The sequence below is a fragment of the Pseudogemmatithrix spongiicola genome (genome assembly GCF_030623445.1).
GTDB classification, from domain to species: Bacteria; Gemmatimonadota; Gemmatimonadetes; order Gemmatimonadales; family Gemmatimonadaceae; genus Pseudogemmatithrix; species Pseudogemmatithrix spongiicola.
The window spans coordinates 1,800,326-1,816,576 of record NZ_CP130613.1 but is presented as its reverse complement, the minus strand read 5'-3'; the positions used below and the strand labels follow the sequence as shown (position 1 = coordinate 1,816,576).

16 protein-coding genes are annotated in these 16,251 nt (G+C 68.4%); 12 read left to right on the top strand and 4 right to left on the bottom strand.

The window, feature by feature from the left end; genetic code table 11:
• Genes Strain318_RS08295 through Strain318_RS08280 form a run of 4 tightly spaced genes read right to left on the bottom strand, consistent with a single transcriptional unit; the run spans nucleotide 1 to nucleotide 1,908 of the window.
• Nucleotides 1-675 carry a hypothetical protein gene (locus tag Strain318_RS08295; protein ID WP_367885241.1) on the bottom strand — a complete coding sequence of 225 codons (675 nt, stop codon included), beginning with the start codon at nucleotides 673-675 and terminating at the stop codon, nucleotides 1-3.
• The gene (locus Strain318_RS08290; RefSeq protein ID WP_367885240.1) at nucleotides 672-1,145 is read right to left on the bottom strand and encodes a hypothetical protein; all 474 of its coding nucleotides are present in this window, start codon (nucleotides 1,143-1,145) and stop codon (nucleotides 672-674) included. The genes Strain318_RS08295 and Strain318_RS08290 overlap by 4 nt, the downstream gene beginning before the upstream one ends.
• Nucleotides 1,138-1,371: a helix-turn-helix domain-containing protein gene (locus Strain318_RS08285; RefSeq protein WP_367885239.1), complete on the bottom strand. Its 234-nt coding sequence runs from the start codon at nucleotides 1,369-1,371 to the stop codon at nucleotides 1,138-1,140. The genes Strain318_RS08290 and Strain318_RS08285 overlap by 8 nt, the downstream gene beginning before the upstream one ends.
• 3 nt (nucleotides 1,372-1,374) lie before the next feature.
• Nucleotides 1,375-1,908 carry a DUF2975 domain-containing protein gene (locus Strain318_RS08280; protein ID WP_367885238.1) on the bottom strand — a complete coding sequence of 178 codons (534 nt, stop codon included), beginning with the start codon at nucleotides 1,906-1,908 and terminating at the stop codon, nucleotides 1,375-1,377.
• 193 nt (nucleotides 1,909-2,101) lie between these two features.
• Between Strain318_RS08280 and rpsO the strand changes: the two genes are divergently transcribed.
• From rpsO to Strain318_RS08220, 12 genes are all read left to right on the top strand, one after another.
• Nucleotides 2,102-2,362 carry a 30S ribosomal protein S15 gene (rpsO, locus tag Strain318_RS08275; protein WP_367885237.1) on the top strand — a complete coding sequence of 87 codons (261 nt, stop codon included), beginning with the start codon at nucleotides 2,102-2,104 and terminating at the stop codon, nucleotides 2,360-2,362.
• Between the two features lie 94 nt (nucleotides 2,363-2,456).
• On the top strand, nucleotides 2,457-4,682 hold the full coding sequence (locus tag Strain318_RS08270) for a polyribonucleotide nucleotidyltransferase (RefSeq protein WP_367885236.1): 2,226 nt from the start codon (nucleotides 2,457-2,459) through the stop codon (nucleotides 4,680-4,682).
• Nucleotides 4,679-5,947, top strand: a complete 1,269-nt coding sequence (locus Strain318_RS08265) for a M16 family metallopeptidase (protein WP_367887943.1) — start codon at nucleotides 4,679-4,681, stop codon at nucleotides 5,945-5,947. Before Strain318_RS08270 ends, Strain318_RS08265 begins: the two co-directional genes overlap by 4 nt.
• Before the next feature lie 119 nt (nucleotides 5,948-6,066).
• On the top strand, nucleotides 6,067-7,182 hold the full coding sequence (gene ald / locus Strain318_RS08260) for an alanine dehydrogenase (RefSeq protein ID WP_367885234.1): 1,116 nt from the start codon (nucleotides 6,067-6,069) through the stop codon (nucleotides 7,180-7,182).
• Nucleotides 7,183-7,308: 126 nt separating this feature from the next.
• Nucleotides 7,309-8,439, top strand: coding sequence for a TonB family protein (locus Strain318_RS08255; RefSeq protein WP_367885233.1), 1,131 nt, complete (start codon nucleotides 7,309-7,311; stop codon nucleotides 8,437-8,439).
• A gap of 111 nt (nucleotides 8,440-8,550) precedes the next feature.
• Nucleotides 8,551-9,594 (top strand): rod shape-determining protein, encoded by a 1,044-nt coding sequence (locus tag Strain318_RS08250; protein ID WP_437436297.1) that lies wholly within the window; start codon nucleotides 8,551-8,553, stop codon nucleotides 9,592-9,594.
• A 13-nt stretch (nucleotides 9,595-9,607) separates the two neighbouring features.
• Nucleotides 9,608-10,570, top strand: a complete 963-nt coding sequence (gene mreC / locus Strain318_RS08245) for a rod shape-determining protein MreC (protein ID WP_367885232.1) — start codon at nucleotides 9,608-9,610, stop codon at nucleotides 10,568-10,570.
• Nucleotides 10,567-11,058 (top strand): rod shape-determining protein MreD, encoded by a 492-nt coding sequence (gene mreD / locus Strain318_RS08240; RefSeq protein ID WP_367885231.1) that lies wholly within the window; start codon nucleotides 10,567-10,569, stop codon nucleotides 11,056-11,058. The genes mreC and mreD overlap by 4 nt, the downstream gene beginning before the upstream one ends.
• Nucleotides 11,055-12,830, top strand: a complete 1,776-nt coding sequence (gene mrdA / locus Strain318_RS08235; protein WP_367885230.1) for a penicillin-binding protein 2 — start codon at nucleotides 11,055-11,057, stop codon at nucleotides 12,828-12,830. The genes mreD and mrdA overlap by 4 nt, the downstream gene beginning before the upstream one ends.
• Nucleotides 12,827-14,077, top strand: coding sequence for a rod shape-determining protein RodA (gene rodA / locus Strain318_RS08230; protein ID WP_367885229.1), 1,251 nt, complete (start codon nucleotides 12,827-12,829; stop codon nucleotides 14,075-14,077). The genes mrdA and rodA overlap by 4 nt, the downstream gene beginning before the upstream one ends.
• 24 nt (nucleotides 14,078-14,101) lie before the next feature.
• A complete protein-coding gene (accD, locus tag Strain318_RS08225; RefSeq protein ID WP_367885228.1) occupies nucleotides 14,102-14,965 on the top strand; it encodes an acetyl-CoA carboxylase, carboxyltransferase subunit beta in 864 nt (287 codons plus the stop codon).
• Nucleotides 14,950-16,245 carry a bifunctional folylpolyglutamate synthase/dihydrofolate synthase gene (locus Strain318_RS08220; protein WP_367885227.1) on the top strand — a complete coding sequence of 432 codons (1,296 nt, stop codon included), beginning with the start codon at nucleotides 14,950-14,952 and terminating at the stop codon, nucleotides 16,243-16,245. The genes accD and Strain318_RS08220 overlap by 16 nt, the downstream gene beginning before the upstream one ends.
• Nucleotides 16,246-16,251 lie beyond the last annotated feature (6 nt).

The window sequence follows — 16,251 nt, the reverse complement described above, 5'->3', positions numbered from 1 at the left end:
CTAGCGCGCGCGGAGTGCACGCGGCGCTCGCGCACGTTCGCGAACCAGGAAGTACAGCAGCGCGGCGACGACGAGCGCGGGCGGCACGGCGAGAAGGCCGCGCTCGCGTAGCACGTCGGGGAAGACCTGCGGCTGCCCCAGGAAGAGCGAGAGCGTGGCCAGCAGCATGGCGGTGCACATGCGCCAGAGGTGCCGTGTGGTGCGGGCGCGGCCCTGGACCCCGCCGCGCCGGATGAGCCGAACGTCTCCGGCCACGCTGAGCGCGAGGATGCTTCCGAAGGCGGAGAAGAACGGCACCGCTCCCGCCTCGGCCGGGATTCCAGCCGCACGAGCGGCGAACGAGAAGAGCAGGATGGCCGCGCCGGCACCAGCCGCCGCCATGAGCCATTCGGCCCGACCCACGCTGCCGGGGCGGCGCTCCACCGTGACCCACGCCGTGATCGTGAGGTAGAGCGCGAGCGAGCCGCCGGCGATGTTCACTCGGTCGAGCTCCGGCACCATCGAGAGGATGGTGCCCGTGCTCGCCATGAGCGTCATCGAGACGAAGAACACGTGGCCGACGCGGGCGTGCGTGCGCGAGCCCTTGCGGAGCATCATGGCCAGCGCGCCGGAGAGGAGGCCCAGCGTGCCCATGGCGATGTGCGTGTTGCGCCCGAGGGCGTGCAGCCAGTTCACGGGAGCGCCGCCGAGGTGGGGCTGCGGCGCGGCGGCCGCACGAACTCGCGCCACACGTAGCCCCAGGGGATCGCGAGCAGCACCACCGGCAAGGCGAGGAAGGCCTGCGCCATGTCGCCGGTCGGCGTGCCCCAGAGCTCACCCTCGCGCCAGAGTGGGAAGGCGACCGCGGCGAGCCAAAGCGTCTTGTAGCTGACCATGAAGAGCATCAACGGCAGCATGCGCAGCGGATGCCACAGCCCGAGGATGCCCAGCGTGGGATACGCCGCCCACACGCAGACGGCCACGGCGCGCACGGGATCCCACGGGCCCGTGTGGGTCAGGATGCCGCGCCACGCGTCCGTCGCGACGAACGCGGCCATGAGGAAGTAGAAGAGGCGGAGCGTCGCCACCTGGATGGGGCGCACGCCGTCCCAGCGCGCGTGGTCGGGGCGCAGGAAGCGGAGCAGGGGCGTGCGGAGGTCAGGCATCGTCATCCTCGCGGTCAGGGACGGTGGCGTCGTAGGCGAGCAGGTCGCCGGGTTGGCACTGGAGGGCGTCGCAGACGGCGGCGAGCGTGGAGAAGCGGACGGCGCGCGCGCGGCCCGACTTGAGCACCGAGAGGTTGGCGAGCGTGATGCCGACGCGCTGCGAGAGTTCGGTGAGCGTCATGCCGCGGTCAGCGAGGAGTTCGTCCAGCCGGACGATGATGGCCATGGGTCAGACCACGCCGTCGAGTTCGCGGCGCAAGCGCGCCCCCTCGCGGAACACCTGCGCGAGCACGAAGACCAGCAGGATCGTGAGCCAGGGCGTGACCGAGAAGTTCCAGTCCACGTCGAGGGGTTGCTGGGCGGTGGAGCCGAGCGAGGTCACGAGGCCCACGGCGAGGTGCAGCAGCTCGAGCCCGATGAGCTGGCGGCCGAGCGTCTCGAGCCGGTCGGCGTTTGCGGCCACGAAGGCGTCGCCGTCACCGATCGTGCTAACGATGGCCCGCAGGGTCTTGAGCAGCCGATGCACGAGGTAGGCCCCGGCGAGCCCGATGAGCACCAGTACGCGCATGGCGGGGAGGATGCGGCTGCGGTCGACGTCCTCGCGGACGCCGATGGCCGTCATCGTGGCGTCCGGGGCGATGAGGAGCGCGAGCCCCATGCCCAGGACGAAGAGGGCATAGACCCCGTTGCCGAGGGTCAGGAGGCCGAGGGCCCGCCAGGCGAGGCGGACGGCGTTGGAGGGGGCGGGGGCGAAGAGCTTCATGGTGGCGAGGTTGGTTATCGATAAACGGTATATCGTTTATCGATATGACGCAACCGGTCGCCGCGAAGTTTCGGCAGCGGGACCAGAGGCCGGAGGACCGCGCCCCTTTACATGCCCGGACAGCCGGCCTAAGTTTCTGTGCTACCACAGATTAGGCACTCACAGCACTGCGCAGCGCAGGCAAGGATTTCTGATGGCGTTTGTCAAGACGGCGGTGATTGAGAAGAACCGCCAGCACGAGACCGACACGGGCTCGACTCAGGTGCAGGTTGCGGTTCTCACTGAGCGTATCAACTACCTCACCGAGCACTTCCGCACCCACCACAAGGACCACCACGGTCGCCGTGGTCTCCTGAAGATGGTCGGACAGCGCAAGCGCCTGCTCAAGTATCTGCAGCGCTCTGACATTGCGGCGTACCGCAAGATCATCGCCGATCTCGGCCTGCGCTACTAAGCGCATCACTCACACGAGCGCGCGACCGCACTGACGCGGATCGCGCGCTTCGTGTGTCATCGCCCATCCCGGGCACGCGGACACCAAAAAGACTATGATGCATCGTATTGAGCGGACCTTCGCTGGCCGCCCCCTCATCATCGAGACCGGGCGCATGGCCAAGCAGGCCGCCGGCTCGGCCCTCGTCACCTATGGCGAGACCGTCCTCCTCGCGGCCGTCACGGTCAGCGACAAGAAGAGCCCCCTCCCGTTCTTCCCCCTGACGGTCGAGTACAAGGAAAAGATGTACGCCTCGGGCAAGATCCCGGGCGGCTTCATCAAGCGCGAAGGTCGTCCGCGCGATGAAGAGATCCTCTCCTGCCGTATCATCGACCGCTCCATCCGGCCGCTGTTCCCGGAAGGCTTCCAGAACGAAGTGCAGGTCGTGATCTACGTCCTCTCCGCCGACCAAGAGAACGACCACGACGTGCTCGGCCTCATCGCCACGAGCTACGCGCTGGCCTCCAGCAAGATTCCGTGGGCGGGCCCGATCGCCGGCGTCCGCGTCGGCCGCATCGAAGGCAAGTGGGTGCTCAACCCGACGTTCCAGGCGCTCGAGTTCTCGGACATCGACATGGTCGTCGCCGGCACGGATGACTCGATCATGATGGTCGAGGGCGGCGCGCTCGAAGTCTCGGAAGCCGACATCGTCGACGCGCTCAAGGTGGCCCAGAAGGGCCTCGCCGAGCTCGTCGGCATGCAGGAAGAGCTGCTCAAGAAGGCTGGCAAGGTCGAGAAGATGGAGTGGAAGGGGACGGAGATCCCCGACGACGTGCGCAAGACGGTGACGAAGGCCGCCGAGAAGCGCATCGAAGCCGCCATCAACCAGAAGGACAAGGCGACGCGCATCCAGGCCGTCGAGAAGGTGAAGGAAGAGGTCAAGGCCGAGATGGCCGAGGTCCTCGCGCCGGAGCATCACGGCCTCGTCGGCATGATCGTCGGCGACATCGAGTACAACGCGCTGCGCGACCAGGTGCTGAGCACCGGCCTGCGCGTCGACGGCCGCAAGCCGAACGTCGTGCGCGACATCTCGATCGACACGTCGGTGCTGCCGCGCGCCCACGGCTCCGCGCTATTCACGCGCGGCCAGACGCAGGCGCTCGTGGTCGCGACCCTCGGTACGGCGAATGACGTCCAGCGCATGGACAACATCGACGAGCCGAAGGAGTCGACGAAGTCCTTCATGCTGCACTACAACTTCCCGCCGTTCTCGACGGGCGAAGCCAAGCCGATGCGCGGCACGGGCCGTCGCGAGATCGGCCACGGTGCGCTCGCCGAGCGTGCGATCCAGGGCGTGCTGCCGCCGTTCGAGGAATTCCCGTACACGATCCGCATCGTGTCGGAGATCCTCGAGTCGAACGGCTCGTCCTCGATGGCGTCGATCTGCGGCGGTTCGCTGGCCTGCTTCGACGCGGGCATCCCGCTCAAGGCGCCGGTGGCCGGCGTCGCGATGGGCCTGATCAAGGAAGGCAAGAAGTACGCGATCCTCACGGACATCCTGGGCACCGAAGACCACCTCGGCGACATGGACTTCAAGGTCGCGGGCACCGAGACCGGCATCACGTCCATCCAGATGGACATCAAGATCCAGGGGCTCGACCTCAAGATCATGACCGAGGCGCTGGCGCAGGCCAAGGAAGGCCGCCTGCACATCCTCGGCGAGATGAACAAGGCGCTGCCGACCGTGCGTCCGGAGCTGTCGCCGTGGGCGCCGCGCATCGTGACGATGACGATCAACCCGGAGAAGATCGGCGATCTCATCGGCCCGAAGGGCAAGACGATCCGCGGCATCCAGGACGAGACGGGTGCGGAAGTCACCGTGGACGACTCGGGCCTGGTCACCATCGCCGCCGTCGGCGGCGAGGCGATGGAGCGCGCGAAGCAGATGGTGCAGGCGATCACCGCCGAGCCGGTGGTGGGCGAGACCTACCAGGGCACGGTGAAGTCGGTGACGGCGTTCGGCGCCTTCATCGAGATCATGCCGGGCACCGAGGCCCTGCTGCACGTCTCCGAGATGCGCCACCACCGCGTGGAGAAGCCGGAAGACATCGTGAAGAAGGGCGAGACCGTGACGGTCAAGCTCATCGACCGCGACGAGCGCGGCCGTCTGCGCCTCTCGATGAAGGCGCTGCTGCCGAAGCCGGAGGGCGCCGACTCGGCGGCCGAGGGCGAAGGCGCGTCGTCGGAAGGTGGCGAGGGCGGCGAGCGCCGCGAGCGTCGTGACCGTGGCGATCGCCCGCGTGGCGACCGCGGCGGGCGCGGAGGCCGCGGCCGCGAGTGAGCCAGCCGTCCGTGGTGACCGCCCCTCAGACGGGCGTCCAGCGGACCGTCCTGCCGAATGGACTGACCGTACTCTCGGAGCATATGCCGGGAGTGCGGTCGGTTGCTTTGGGGGCCTGGGTCCGGGCGGCTTCGCTGCATGAGACGCGCGAGCAGATGGGCATCTCGCACTTCCTCGAGCACATGGTGTTCAAGGGCAGCGAGCGGCGCAGCGCGCGCGAGATCGCGCTGTCGCTGGAGTCGTTGGGCGGATCGCTCGACGCCTACACCGCGCGGGAGCACACGAGCTACCAGGCGCGCGTGCTCGACGAGCACCTCCCGCAGGCGGCAGACGTGCTCTTCGACCTGATGTTCCGGCCGGCCCTGCGCGAGCAGGACCTGGAGTTGGAGCGCGGCGTGATCCTAGAGGAGATCGCGATGGTCGAGGATACGCCCGACGACATCGTCTTCGAAGTGCACAACACGGCGCTGTTCGGGGACCATCCGCACGGATTCCAGATCCTGGGGACCCCGGAGACGGTGGAGTCGTTCACCGTGGCCGACCTGCGCGCGCTGCACACGCGGGCGTATCGCCCGGAGAACGTGGTGGTGGCGGCGGCGGGCAACGTCACGCACGAGCAGTTGCTGTCGATACTCTCGGCGGCGGGCTGGGCCGATCTGAAGGGGCAGGGACCGCTGGCGCTGTTTGACGTGCCGGATGTGGCGCCCGTGGCGCCGTCGGAGCAGCGGGTCGAGCGTGACATCCAGCAGATGCACTTGGTGATGGGCAACGTGACGGTGCCGCACCGCGACGCGCGGCGGCACGCGTTGCTCCTGGTGAACTCGCTGTTCGGCGGCGGGATGAGCTCGCGGCTGTTCCAGAAGGTGCGCGAGGAACTCGGGTTGGCGTATAGCGTGCACAGCTTCCAGAGCTTCCACGCCACGGCGGGCAGCCAAGGGATTTATCTTGGATGTGCGCCGGAGCGGGCTGAAGAGGCGATCTCAGCGGTACGCAGCGAGCTTGCGTTGTTGCAGGTGGCGGGACTCACCGCGGACGAGCTGGCGATGGGCAAGCAGCAGCTGAAGGGGCAGATCACGCTGTCGATGGAAAGCGTGCCGGCGCGGATGTACCGGGCGGCGGCGGTGGAGCTGTTTGACGAGCCCTATCGGCCGCTGGATGAAGTGCTGGCGCGCGTGGATGCGATCACGATGCGGGAGGTCGCTGACGTCTGCGCTTCCTTCTACGGCGTGGATCAGCAGACGATCGTACGGCTAGGACCGACCTGACAACTGCAGTTACGAGTTGGGAGTTGGGAGTTGAGAGTGAACTGCCAAACTCCGCCGGGTGCTGTTGCTGTGTGCAGTGACTTACAACTCACTACTCATAACTTTCAACTGCCTTATTTATGAAGATCGGCGTTCCGAAAGAGATCAAGACCAACGAGAACCGCATCGCCCTCGTCCCGGCCGGCGCCGAGGCATTGGTGGCGGCGGGGCATACGGTGTACATCGAGCAGGGCGCGGGGTTGGGCTCGGGCTTCGATGACGCGCAGTACACGGCGGTGGGCGCGAAGATCCTGCCGACCGCGGACGAGGTGTGGGCGTCGGCCGAGATGATCATCAAGGTCAAGGAGCCGATCAAGGTCGAGTGGCCGCGGATGCGGAAGGGCCAGACGATCTTCACGTACTTCCACTTCGCCGCGGACGAGGAGCTGACGAAGGCGCACCTCGAGTCCGGCGCGACCTGCATCGCGTACGAGACGGTGGAGCTGGCGTCGCGCGAGCTGCCGCTGCTGACGCCGATGTCGGAAGTGGCGGGCCGCATGGCGGTGCAGGAAGGCGCCAAGTACCTCGAGAAGCTCTACGGCGGCCGCGGCGTGCTGCTGGGTGGCGTGCCGGGCGTGGCGCCGGCCAAGGTCGTGATCCTCGGCGGCGGCGTGGTGGGCGTGAACGCGGCCAAGATGGCGGCGGGCATGGGCGCGAAGGTGATCATCCTCGACACCTCGCTGCCGCGCCTGCGCTACCTGAACGACGTGATGCCGGCGAACGTGCAGACGGTGTTCTCGAACCGCGCGAACATCCTCGAGGCGATCGCGACGGCGGACCTCGTGGTGGGCGGCGTGCTGCTGCCGGGCGCGAAGGCCCCGAAGTTGATCCGTCGCGAGGATCTCAAGAAGATGCAGCCGGGCGCGGTGATCGTGGACGTGGCGATCGACCAGGGTGGCTGCGTCGAGACGATCAAGGCGACGACGCACGAGAACCCGGTGTACACGGTGGACGGCATCATCCACTACGGCGTGGCGAACATGCCGGGCGGCGTGCCGCGCACCTCGACGCTCGCGTTGACCAACGCGACGCTGCCGTATGCGCTCAAGCTCGCGAACAAGGGCTGGAAGCAGGCGTTGGCGGAAGATCCGGCGCTGCTCAAGGGGCTGAACGTGGTCGACGGCAAGGTGACCTACCAGGGCGTCGCGGAGGCGTTCGGGATGGAGTATCACGAGGCCTCGAAGTTTATCAAGTAACGGCAGCTGCAAGCTCTAGGCTGTAAGCTGGAAGCGCGGGGGCCTGGCGATGCTGGGTCCCCGCCTTGCCGTTGCACCGGCGCCTGCGGTGGGGTAGGGTCAAGGGTGGATTCCTTGGAGCGTGGGATGCGGAAGACGGTGCCGGGGGCGGTGGTCGTGCTGCTCGCGCTGCCGCTGCTGCTGCCGGCGGCGGCGGACGCGCAGAAGGTGTTGCGCGGGGTGGTGCGCGACTCGTTGGGGTTGGGGATTGCCGGCGTGCAGGTGAGCCTGGGGAGCGGCGGGCTGCGGGCGGAGACGGGCGCGGACGGGCGCTTTGCGTTTCCGCAGGCTCGCAGCGCCGATGAGGAGGTGCAGTTTCGCCGGCTCGGTTACCGCCCCGAGCGCCGGCTCTGGTCGCCGTCAGATGCGGCGCCGGAGCTGATGGTCGAGCTCTCTGCGCTGCCGCAGCGGCTCGCGCCGGTGATCGTCTCGGGTCGCGAGAACCTGCGCGGCAACGCCCTGGGCTTCTACCGCCGCATGGATCAGGGCCAGGGGCGCTTCGTGACGGCGGAGCAGATCGAGCGCCGCAGCATCTTCACGATGCGCGACCTCTTCCGGACGGTCCCGGGCATGCGCACCGAGACGATGCGCGGCCGGACCTACGTCCGCCTGCGCGGCTCGAGCGTGCCGCCCATGGTCTTCCTCGACGGCGTGCGCATGGCGGCCGGTGAGATCGATATCGAACTGCTGGACCCGCAGACGTTCCTGGGGGTGGAGGTCTACTCCGGCGACGCGACCATGCCCCCGGAGTTCAACCAAGTGGGCCTGAGCGGCCAGCGGGGCGGCGCCATCGTGATTTGGACCCGGGAGGGCCAGATCCGTCCGCGGCTGGAGCGACGCGGACGCAATGAACGCTCCGCGGCGTCGACCGTGAGCGCCATGGTCGAGCGCGAAGAGGTCTTCACGGAAGACCAGGTGGACACGCCGGCCCGCCCGGACCCGTCGCTGCCGATCGAGCCGATGTACCCGGACTCGCTCTTCTCCGCCGGGGTGACCGGCTTTGCGCTGGCGGAGTTCGTCGTGATGGCGGACGGCCAGGTGCAGTCGTCGACCCTGGATATCGTGACAGCCACGCATCCGCTGTTCGGGGATGCGGTGCGGCGGGCGCTGGTGACGGCGCGCTTCTTCCCGGCGACCCGGCAGGGACGTCGGGTCGCCCAGGTGGTGCAGCTGCCCATCCGGTTCACGCTCCCCGAGCGGAACAACGGGGCTCCCTAAGGGCGCGCGCCTTGTAGGGGGCGGGACCGGGGACTAACTTCCGTTCTCATAAGGAGTTGTCCTGTCCCCCTGCTTCGCCGGGAGCATTTCCCGGACGTGCGAGAGCCTGCCTTGCCTCTGAAGTGGCCGTTCTTCCAAAACGGTGGTTTCCTCCCGGCCAACGCAATCGCGGTGGACCTTGGAACGGCGAACACGTTGATCTACGTGAAGGGCGAAGGCATCGTGCTCAACGAGCCGAGCGTCGTCGCCATCGATCGCGAAACAAAGAAGATCAAGGGCGTCGGTCTCGAAGCGAAGCGCATGCTCGGGCGTACGCCGGATGGCGTGATCGCGGTGCGCCCGATGAAAGACGGCGTGATCGCCGACTTCGACGTGACCGAGAAGATGCTGCGCTTCTTCCTCGAGCTGATCATCAAGAACCACGTGTTCAAGGTGAAGCCGCGCGTGATCGTGTGCGTGCCGAGCGGCATCACCGAAGTGGAGAAGCGCGCAGTGCGCGACTCCGCGCTCGGCGCGGGTGCGAAGGAAGTGTTCATGGTCGCGGAGCCGATGGCGGCGGCGATCGGCGTGGGCCTGCCGGTGGAGACGCCGACGGGCAACATGGTGATCGACATCGGTGGCGGCACGACGGAGATCGCCGTCATCGCGCTCTCGGGCATCGTGAGCGATACGTCGATCCGCACGGGCGGCGACGAGCTCGACGCGAGCATCGTGCAGTTCATGCGCAAGAGCTACAACCTGTTGATCGGCGAGCCGACGGCGGAGCAGATCAAGATCCAGATCGGCAGCGCGGCGCCGCTCGGCGAGGAGCGCGAGATGGAAGTGAAGGGCCGCGACCTCGTCTCCGGCATCCCGAAGACGGTGCGCGTGCACTCGCAGGAGATCCGCGAGGCGGTGCAGGAACCGATCCAGCAGATCGTGAACGCCGTGCGCCGCGCGCTGGAGATCACGCCGCCCGAGCTGGCGAGTGACATCGTGGACCGCGGCATCGTGATGACGGGCGGCGGCGCGCTGATCCGCGGGCTCGATGTGCTCCTGACGCAGGAGACGGGCCTGCCGATCCACGTGGATGAGGATCCGCTGACCTGCGTGGTGCGCGGCACGGGCCGCATCCTCGATGACGAGGCGAAGTACTGGTCGGTGCTGAGCACCTGAGGCGCGGGCATCGGTGTCTCGCGCCTCCCGGGGAGATTCGCGTGCCGATACCGTCCTCGCCATCGCCTGCGCGCTGGTTGCGCTGCTGCTGCTCATCCTGCCGCCGACACCGCGCGATCGCGTGGCCGCGGCGATCCGCGGAAACCTGATCGGGCCCCTCGCCATGCTGCAGACGCGCGCGCTGCAGACGGGGCGGGCGTTGGCGGTGCAGGACTCGCTGCAACTCGTGCACGACAGCGTCGCGATTCGTGCGCAGCGGCTGGCCGCCGTGGAGGCGGAGAACACCCGGCTGCGCGAGCTGCTCGGGCTCGGTCGCGCGCTGCAGTGGGGCTTCGTGCCCGCCGAGGCGTTGGTGGACCGCGGCGCCGGCGACGAACACACGCTGCTGCTCTCGGCCGGCGCGACGCAGGGCGTGCAGCGCCTTAGCGCGGTCGTGAACGCCGAGGGCTTGGTGGGCTTGGTGCAGGCGGTCGACGCGCGCACAAGCGTCGCGATCGCCTGGCCGCATCCGGATTTTCGCGTCAGCGCGACGACGGCGGATGGGGCGGCCGTCGGCATCGTGTCGGCGCACGAGGGCGAAGGGGCGGATCGCTGGCTTCTCGAGCTGAACGGGGTGCCGTACCGCTCGTCAATCGCCCTCGGCACGCCCGTGGTCAGCTCCGGGCTCGGCGGGGTGTTCCCGCGCGGTGTGTTGATCGGAACGGTGGTGCGGGCTTTGCGCGGCGAATCGACGGGCTGGTCACGCAGCTACCTCGTGCGGCCCGCCGTACGGCCGAGTGAACTGCATAGCGTGATGGTGCTGCTGCCGGAACGTTCGGCAGAGGGCGTCGAGAGTGTGTGGCGTGCCCGCGTGGAGGCCTTGGAGCGCCGCGTGCGTGCGGCCGGGGACTCGCTGGCCGCTCGCGCGGCCGCGGATTCGTCGCGGCTCGCCGCGGACTCGGCGACGCGGCCCGATAGCGCGAGGACGCGGCCGTGAACCTGACCCAACGCCTCGTGCTCACGGTGATGCTTGCGCTGCTCGTGACACTGCACTTCACGCTGCGGCCGCTGCTCGACTGGCGGGCCGGCGTGGACTTCCTCGTGATCGGCGTGCTGCTCGTGGCGGTGCGGGTGCGTCCGGGGGTGGCGGCACTCACGGGCCTGCTCGTCGGGACGGCAATCGACTCCATGACGCCGGAAGCGCTGGGCGCGGGAGCGCTCGCGATGACGCTCGTGGGCTTCCTGGCATCGCGCCTGAAGGCGGCGTTCTTCACGGATGAGCTTGGGCTCAATGCCGTGTTCGTGTTCCTCGGGAAGGTCGCGTATGACTGGGTGTCGCTGCTCGCCGAGGGACGGCTCTCGGGGATGACGCTGGTATGGCAGCTGGTCGCGTGGACGCCGCTGTCGGCGCTGGCGACGGCGGCGGTCGGGCTCCTCGTGCTCGGCGCCGTGCGGCCCGTCATGGCGGAGCGGCGGTTCGGATGAGTTTCCATCCGAACGCCGTGCAGGGACGGGCGCGCGTCGCGTCGGCGCTGCTGTTCCTGGTGTTCCTCTTTCTCGCCGGCTCGTTCTTCCGCACGCAGGTGCTGCAGGGCGCGCGCTACGTGTTGCAGGCGGAGACGAACCGCCTGCGCGAGGTGCCGTTGCCCGCGCCGCGCGGGATAATCCTCGACCGCACGGGCAAGATCATCGCCGAGGACCTGCCGGGCTATTCGATTTCGCTGTTGGTGCGCAACGAGGATTCGCTGCGCGTGATGATGCGGCGCATCGGCGAGATCGTGTCCGTGTCGCCGGAGCAGGTCGGGGCGGCGGTGCGTCGGTTCCGTCGCGAACCCACGCGCCCGACGGTGTTGTTCCCCGACGCGTCGTTCGCGCTGGTGAGCGTGCTGGAAGAGCGCCGCGTCGAGTTCCCGGGGCTCATCATCCAGAGCGCGCCGCGCCGTCATTATCCCGACGGGCCGGCCGTCTCCGCCCTCGTGGGCTACACGGGCGAAATCAGCGAGAGCGAGCTCGAGGACACGCGGTTCGCCGACTACAAGCCCGGGCAGCAGGTGGGCAAGGACGGCCTCGAGCGGCAGTACGAGGACCGCCTGCGCGGGCGCGAGGGCGCGCGGTTCATCGAAGTGGATGCGCGCGGTCGCGTGGTGCGCGAGCAGGCGCGCCCGGATCTCGAGCCGGAACGCCCGGCGGCGCTGTACACCAACATCGATCTCGACCTGCAGCGCTTCGTGCACGAGCTCTTCGCGGATTCGCTGATTGGCGGGGTGGTCGCGATGGAGCCGCATTCCGGGGAGGTGCTGGCGCTGCACTCCGCGCCGACCTTCGATCCCAATCGCTTCATCGGCGGCATCCCGCGCGACTACTGGGACGAGCTGCAGAACGACGCGCGCCGTCCGCTCTACAACAAGGCGATCAAGGGCGCGTATCCGCCGGGTTCGATCTGGAAGCTGCACACGGCGATCATCGCGATGGAGGCGGGGCAGGTACGCATCGACGAGCGCATGCAGGTGCCGTGCCGGGGCGGCTATCAGTACGGGAATCGTTTCTTCCGCTGTTGGAAGCGCGATGGCCACGGCGACGTGACCTTGGCCGAGGCCCTCGAGCAATCCTGCGACACGTACTTCTATCAGTTGGGCCTGCGCATCGGCCTCCAGAACCTCGTGGCGGGCGGCCTGCGGCTCGGCGCGCGCGAGCGCTCGGGCATCGACTTGCCGGCGGAGACGCGCTCGGTGTTCCCGACGGATCCGGCACGGGAGTATTACGATCGGCTCTTCGGGCCGCGCGGCTGGAGCACGGCGGTCACGTTGAACCTGTCGATCGGCCAGGGTGAGAACTCGCAGACGGTCGTGAACATGGCGCGGTTCTACACGGCGCTGGCAACGGACGGCGAGGCGGCGCGGCCGGAGGTGGTGCGCGGGCAGGCCGAGCGGGCCAAGCTGTTCAACATCACGCCGCAGCAGCTCGAGCAGCTGCAGGACGCGATGGCCGGCGTGATCTCACGCGGCACCGCGGCCGCGTCGCAGTTGCAGGGCATCGCCATCGCCGGCAAGACGGGGACGGCGCAGAACGCCCAGGACCAGGTGCGAGACCACAGTTGGTTCGTCGGCTACGCGCCGGCGGATGATCCGAAGATCGTCGTGGCGTTGCTCCTGGAGTTCGGCGGCAGCGGGTCGCGCGCGGCGCGCATGGCCTCGCGGGTGTTCGAGTTCTACCTGAAGCAGCGCACCACCTTCGCGAGCACCACGGAGGGGCCGTGAGGGCGCGCACCGTGCCGACGGAATGGCCGCTGGTCGCGCTCGCGCTCGCGCTGACCGGATTCGGCACGCTGATGGTCTACTCGGCGGGCCAGACCGATGTCCCGAGCTTCGTCGAAGGGTTGTGGCGCACGCAGCTCGTGTGGGCGATGCTGGGGATCTCGGTCGCGTATGTCACCACGCGGACGTCCGTGCGCTTCCTCGAGTGGGCGTCGTTGCCGGTGTATCTCGGCGCCACGGCGCTGCTCGTGCTGCTGATCTTCATCGGCCAAGGTGCTGGCACGGCGGCGAGCACCAAGAGCTGGTTGGCCATTGGTGGCGTCCGGCTCGGACAGCCATCGGAGTTAGCGAAGGTCGCGGTGGTCCTGATGATGGCGCGCGTACTCAGCGCGCAGCGCGAGGCGGCGAAGGGTCTCTTCGATCTCTGGCGTCCGGCGCTCGTCGCCTTCGTGCCCTGGCTGCTGGTAATGGCGCAGCCCGACCTGGGCACGGGCCTCGTGTTCATCGGCATCTTCTTCGCGATGCTCTTCTGGAGCGGCGTGCAGTGGCCGTTGCTCGTGATGGCAGCGAGCCCAGGCATCTCGCTTGTGCTGGCGTTCGGGCCCGGCGTGTGGGGGGCGTGGTTCCTGTTGTTCCTCGCGTTGCTGGCGTGGAAGCGCCCGACGTGGCTCGAGAGTTCGGCGCTGGTGTTGGCCAACGTGGCGATGGGCGTCGTCGCGCCGATCCTGTGGGACAAACTCAATCCGTACCAGCAGCGTCGCCTGCTGGTGTTCCTCGACCCGTCGAGCGACCCACGCAATTCGGGTTATCACCTGATCCAGTCGCAGGTGGCAATCGGCTCGGGCGGATTCCTCGGCAAAGGGCTCACGGACGGCTCGCAGAAGCGGCTTGCATTCCTGCCGGAGCAGGAGACGGACTTCATCTTCTCGGTGGTCGGCGAAGAGCTGGGGTTCGTCGGCGTGGCGCTGGCGCTCGGGTTGTTCTGCGTGCTGCTGTTGCGCACGACGCGCATCGCCGCGCGATCGGGCAGTCCCTTCGCCTCGCTGGCGGCCTTCGGGCTGACGGCGGTCTTCTTCACGCACATCCTCGTGAATGTCGGGATGACGATCGGCCTCATGCCCATCACGGGTATCCCGCTACCGTTCTTCTCGTACGGCGGCTCGTTCATGCTCTCGTGCTGGCTGGCGATCGGTATCCTGGCACTGGTCTCGGCCGAGGGCCGAGGGAAGGCCGACGGGCTGGTGATATAGGTCACGGGGCCCCAGTTTTCAGCCATGGCCTGGTTCCGTAAGGACAAGAAGCCCCGCCCGCCGCGTCCGCAGCGCCTGGAGATTCCGCCAGACGCCTGGGACAAGTGCGAGGCCTGTGGGCATACCGATATCCGCGAGAAGTTCTCCCGCAACCACAACGTCTGCCCGAGCTGCGACCACCACCGGCGCATCCGGGCCTACGAGTATGCGTCGCTGCTGCTCGACGAAGGCTCGCTCGACGAGAAGGACGTCGAGCTCAAGAGCGTGGACCCGCTGGAGTTCCCCGAGTACAAGGGACGCCTGAAGAAGGCGTTGGAGAAGGCGGGTGAGCACGATGCCATCCTGACGCTGGGCGGGGCGATGGATGGCATGCCCGTGCATCTCGGCGTGATGGACTTCGCGTTCATGGGCGGCTCGATGGGCTCGGTCGTCGGCGAAAAGATCGCGCGGCTTGGGCAGCGCTCGCTGGAGAAGAAGTGGCCGCTGATCCTCGTCTCGGCGTCGGGCGGCGCGCGCATGCAGGAAGGCGTGCTCTCGCTGATGCAGATGGCGAAGAGCTCGGCGATGCTGGCGCAGTTGGCGGAGCGGCGCATCCCGTATGTGTCGATCCTCACCAACCCGACCACGGGCGGCGTGAGCGCAAGCTACGCGATGCTCGGCGATGCGATCATCGCGGAGCCCGGCGCGGTGATTGGCTTTGCCGGTCCGCGCGTCATCAAGCAGACGCTGGGCCAAGACCTGCCTGAGGGCTTCCAGACGGCAGAGTTCCTCCTGCAGAAGGGCATGGTGGACCGCGTGGTGCATCGGCACCAGCTCAAGCGCGTCGTGGGTTCGCTGCTGCGGCACATGAGCGGCAAACCTGCGGCGCTAGGGTGGTCGTCCACCTGAGCGACGCCGCGTATCGGGCAGCGCTCGACGCGCTGTTCGCCCGCACGACCGGACAATGGAAGCTCGGCCTGGAACGGGTGACGGGCTTCCTCGCCGAGCTCGGGGACCCGCATCGCGCCCTGCGCGTGCTGCACGTGGCCGGCACCAACGGCAAGGGCAGCGTATGCGCGATGCTCGAGGCCGCGCTGCGCGCGCGCGGGCTGCGGGTGGGGAAGTACACCTCGCCGCACTTGGTGGACTTCCGCGAGCGCTTCATCGTGGATGGGCGTCCGGTCGATGACGCGGCGATCGCTGCCTGGCTCGAGCGCTGGACGCCGGCCGTCGAGCGACGCGGCGCCACGTTCTTCGAGGCGACCACGGCGATGGGCTTCCAGCTCTTCGTGGACGCCGGTGTGGACGTGGCGGTGGTGGAGACAGGGCTCGGTGGCCGACTGGACGCGACCAATGTGGTGCAGCCGATGGTCGCGGGCGTGTCGGGCATCGGGATCGACCACACCGAGTGGCTGGGCACGACGCGCGAGGCGATTGCACCCGAGAAGGCGGGCATCTTCAAGGCCGGGCGCCCCGCCGTGATTGGGGAGCCTGACGCAGGCATCCGGGAGATCCTGGCGTCTGAGGGCCGTCGACACGGCGCATCGCCAATCCGCGTCGTGGCGGACGAGGGGCAGGCGACAGACATCCAGGTGACGGCGCAGGGGACCGCCTTCGACTGGATCCGGCCCTCCGGCACGTTACGGGTCTCGACTGCGCTGGCCGGCAGGCACCAGGCGCAGAACGCGATGACGGCCCTGACGATGCTCGACACCCTGCCGCCGGACCTGTGGCGCCCCGTCGAGGACGCCCTGCCGGCGCTCCAGGCCGTACGCCTGCCCGGACGGTTCTCGCGTCACGGCGCGTGGATCTTTGATGTCGCGCACAATCCCGATGGCTCGGCCGTGACGGCCCTGACGCTGCGGGGCATGGCCGTCGAGGGCCCGGTAGTCGCGCTGGTCAGCGTCCTTGGGGACAAGGACTGGCGGGGCATGCTCTCGGCGCTGGCCGAGGCCGTGGACCACTTTGTGTTGACCGACGCGCCGACGGCGCCGGCGAGCCGCGCCTGGAATAGCGGGGAGGTCCTCGCGTACTGCGCGAGTCGCGGCTGGCGTGCCGAGCTGGAGCGGGATTTCGACCGGGCGTTGGCCGTGGCACCGACGCGCGGCGCGACCGTCCTCGTGACGGGCAGTTTTCACACCGTCGGCGACGCGATGGCGCGGTTGCAGGTGTCTCCGCTGACCGCGTAAATTGCG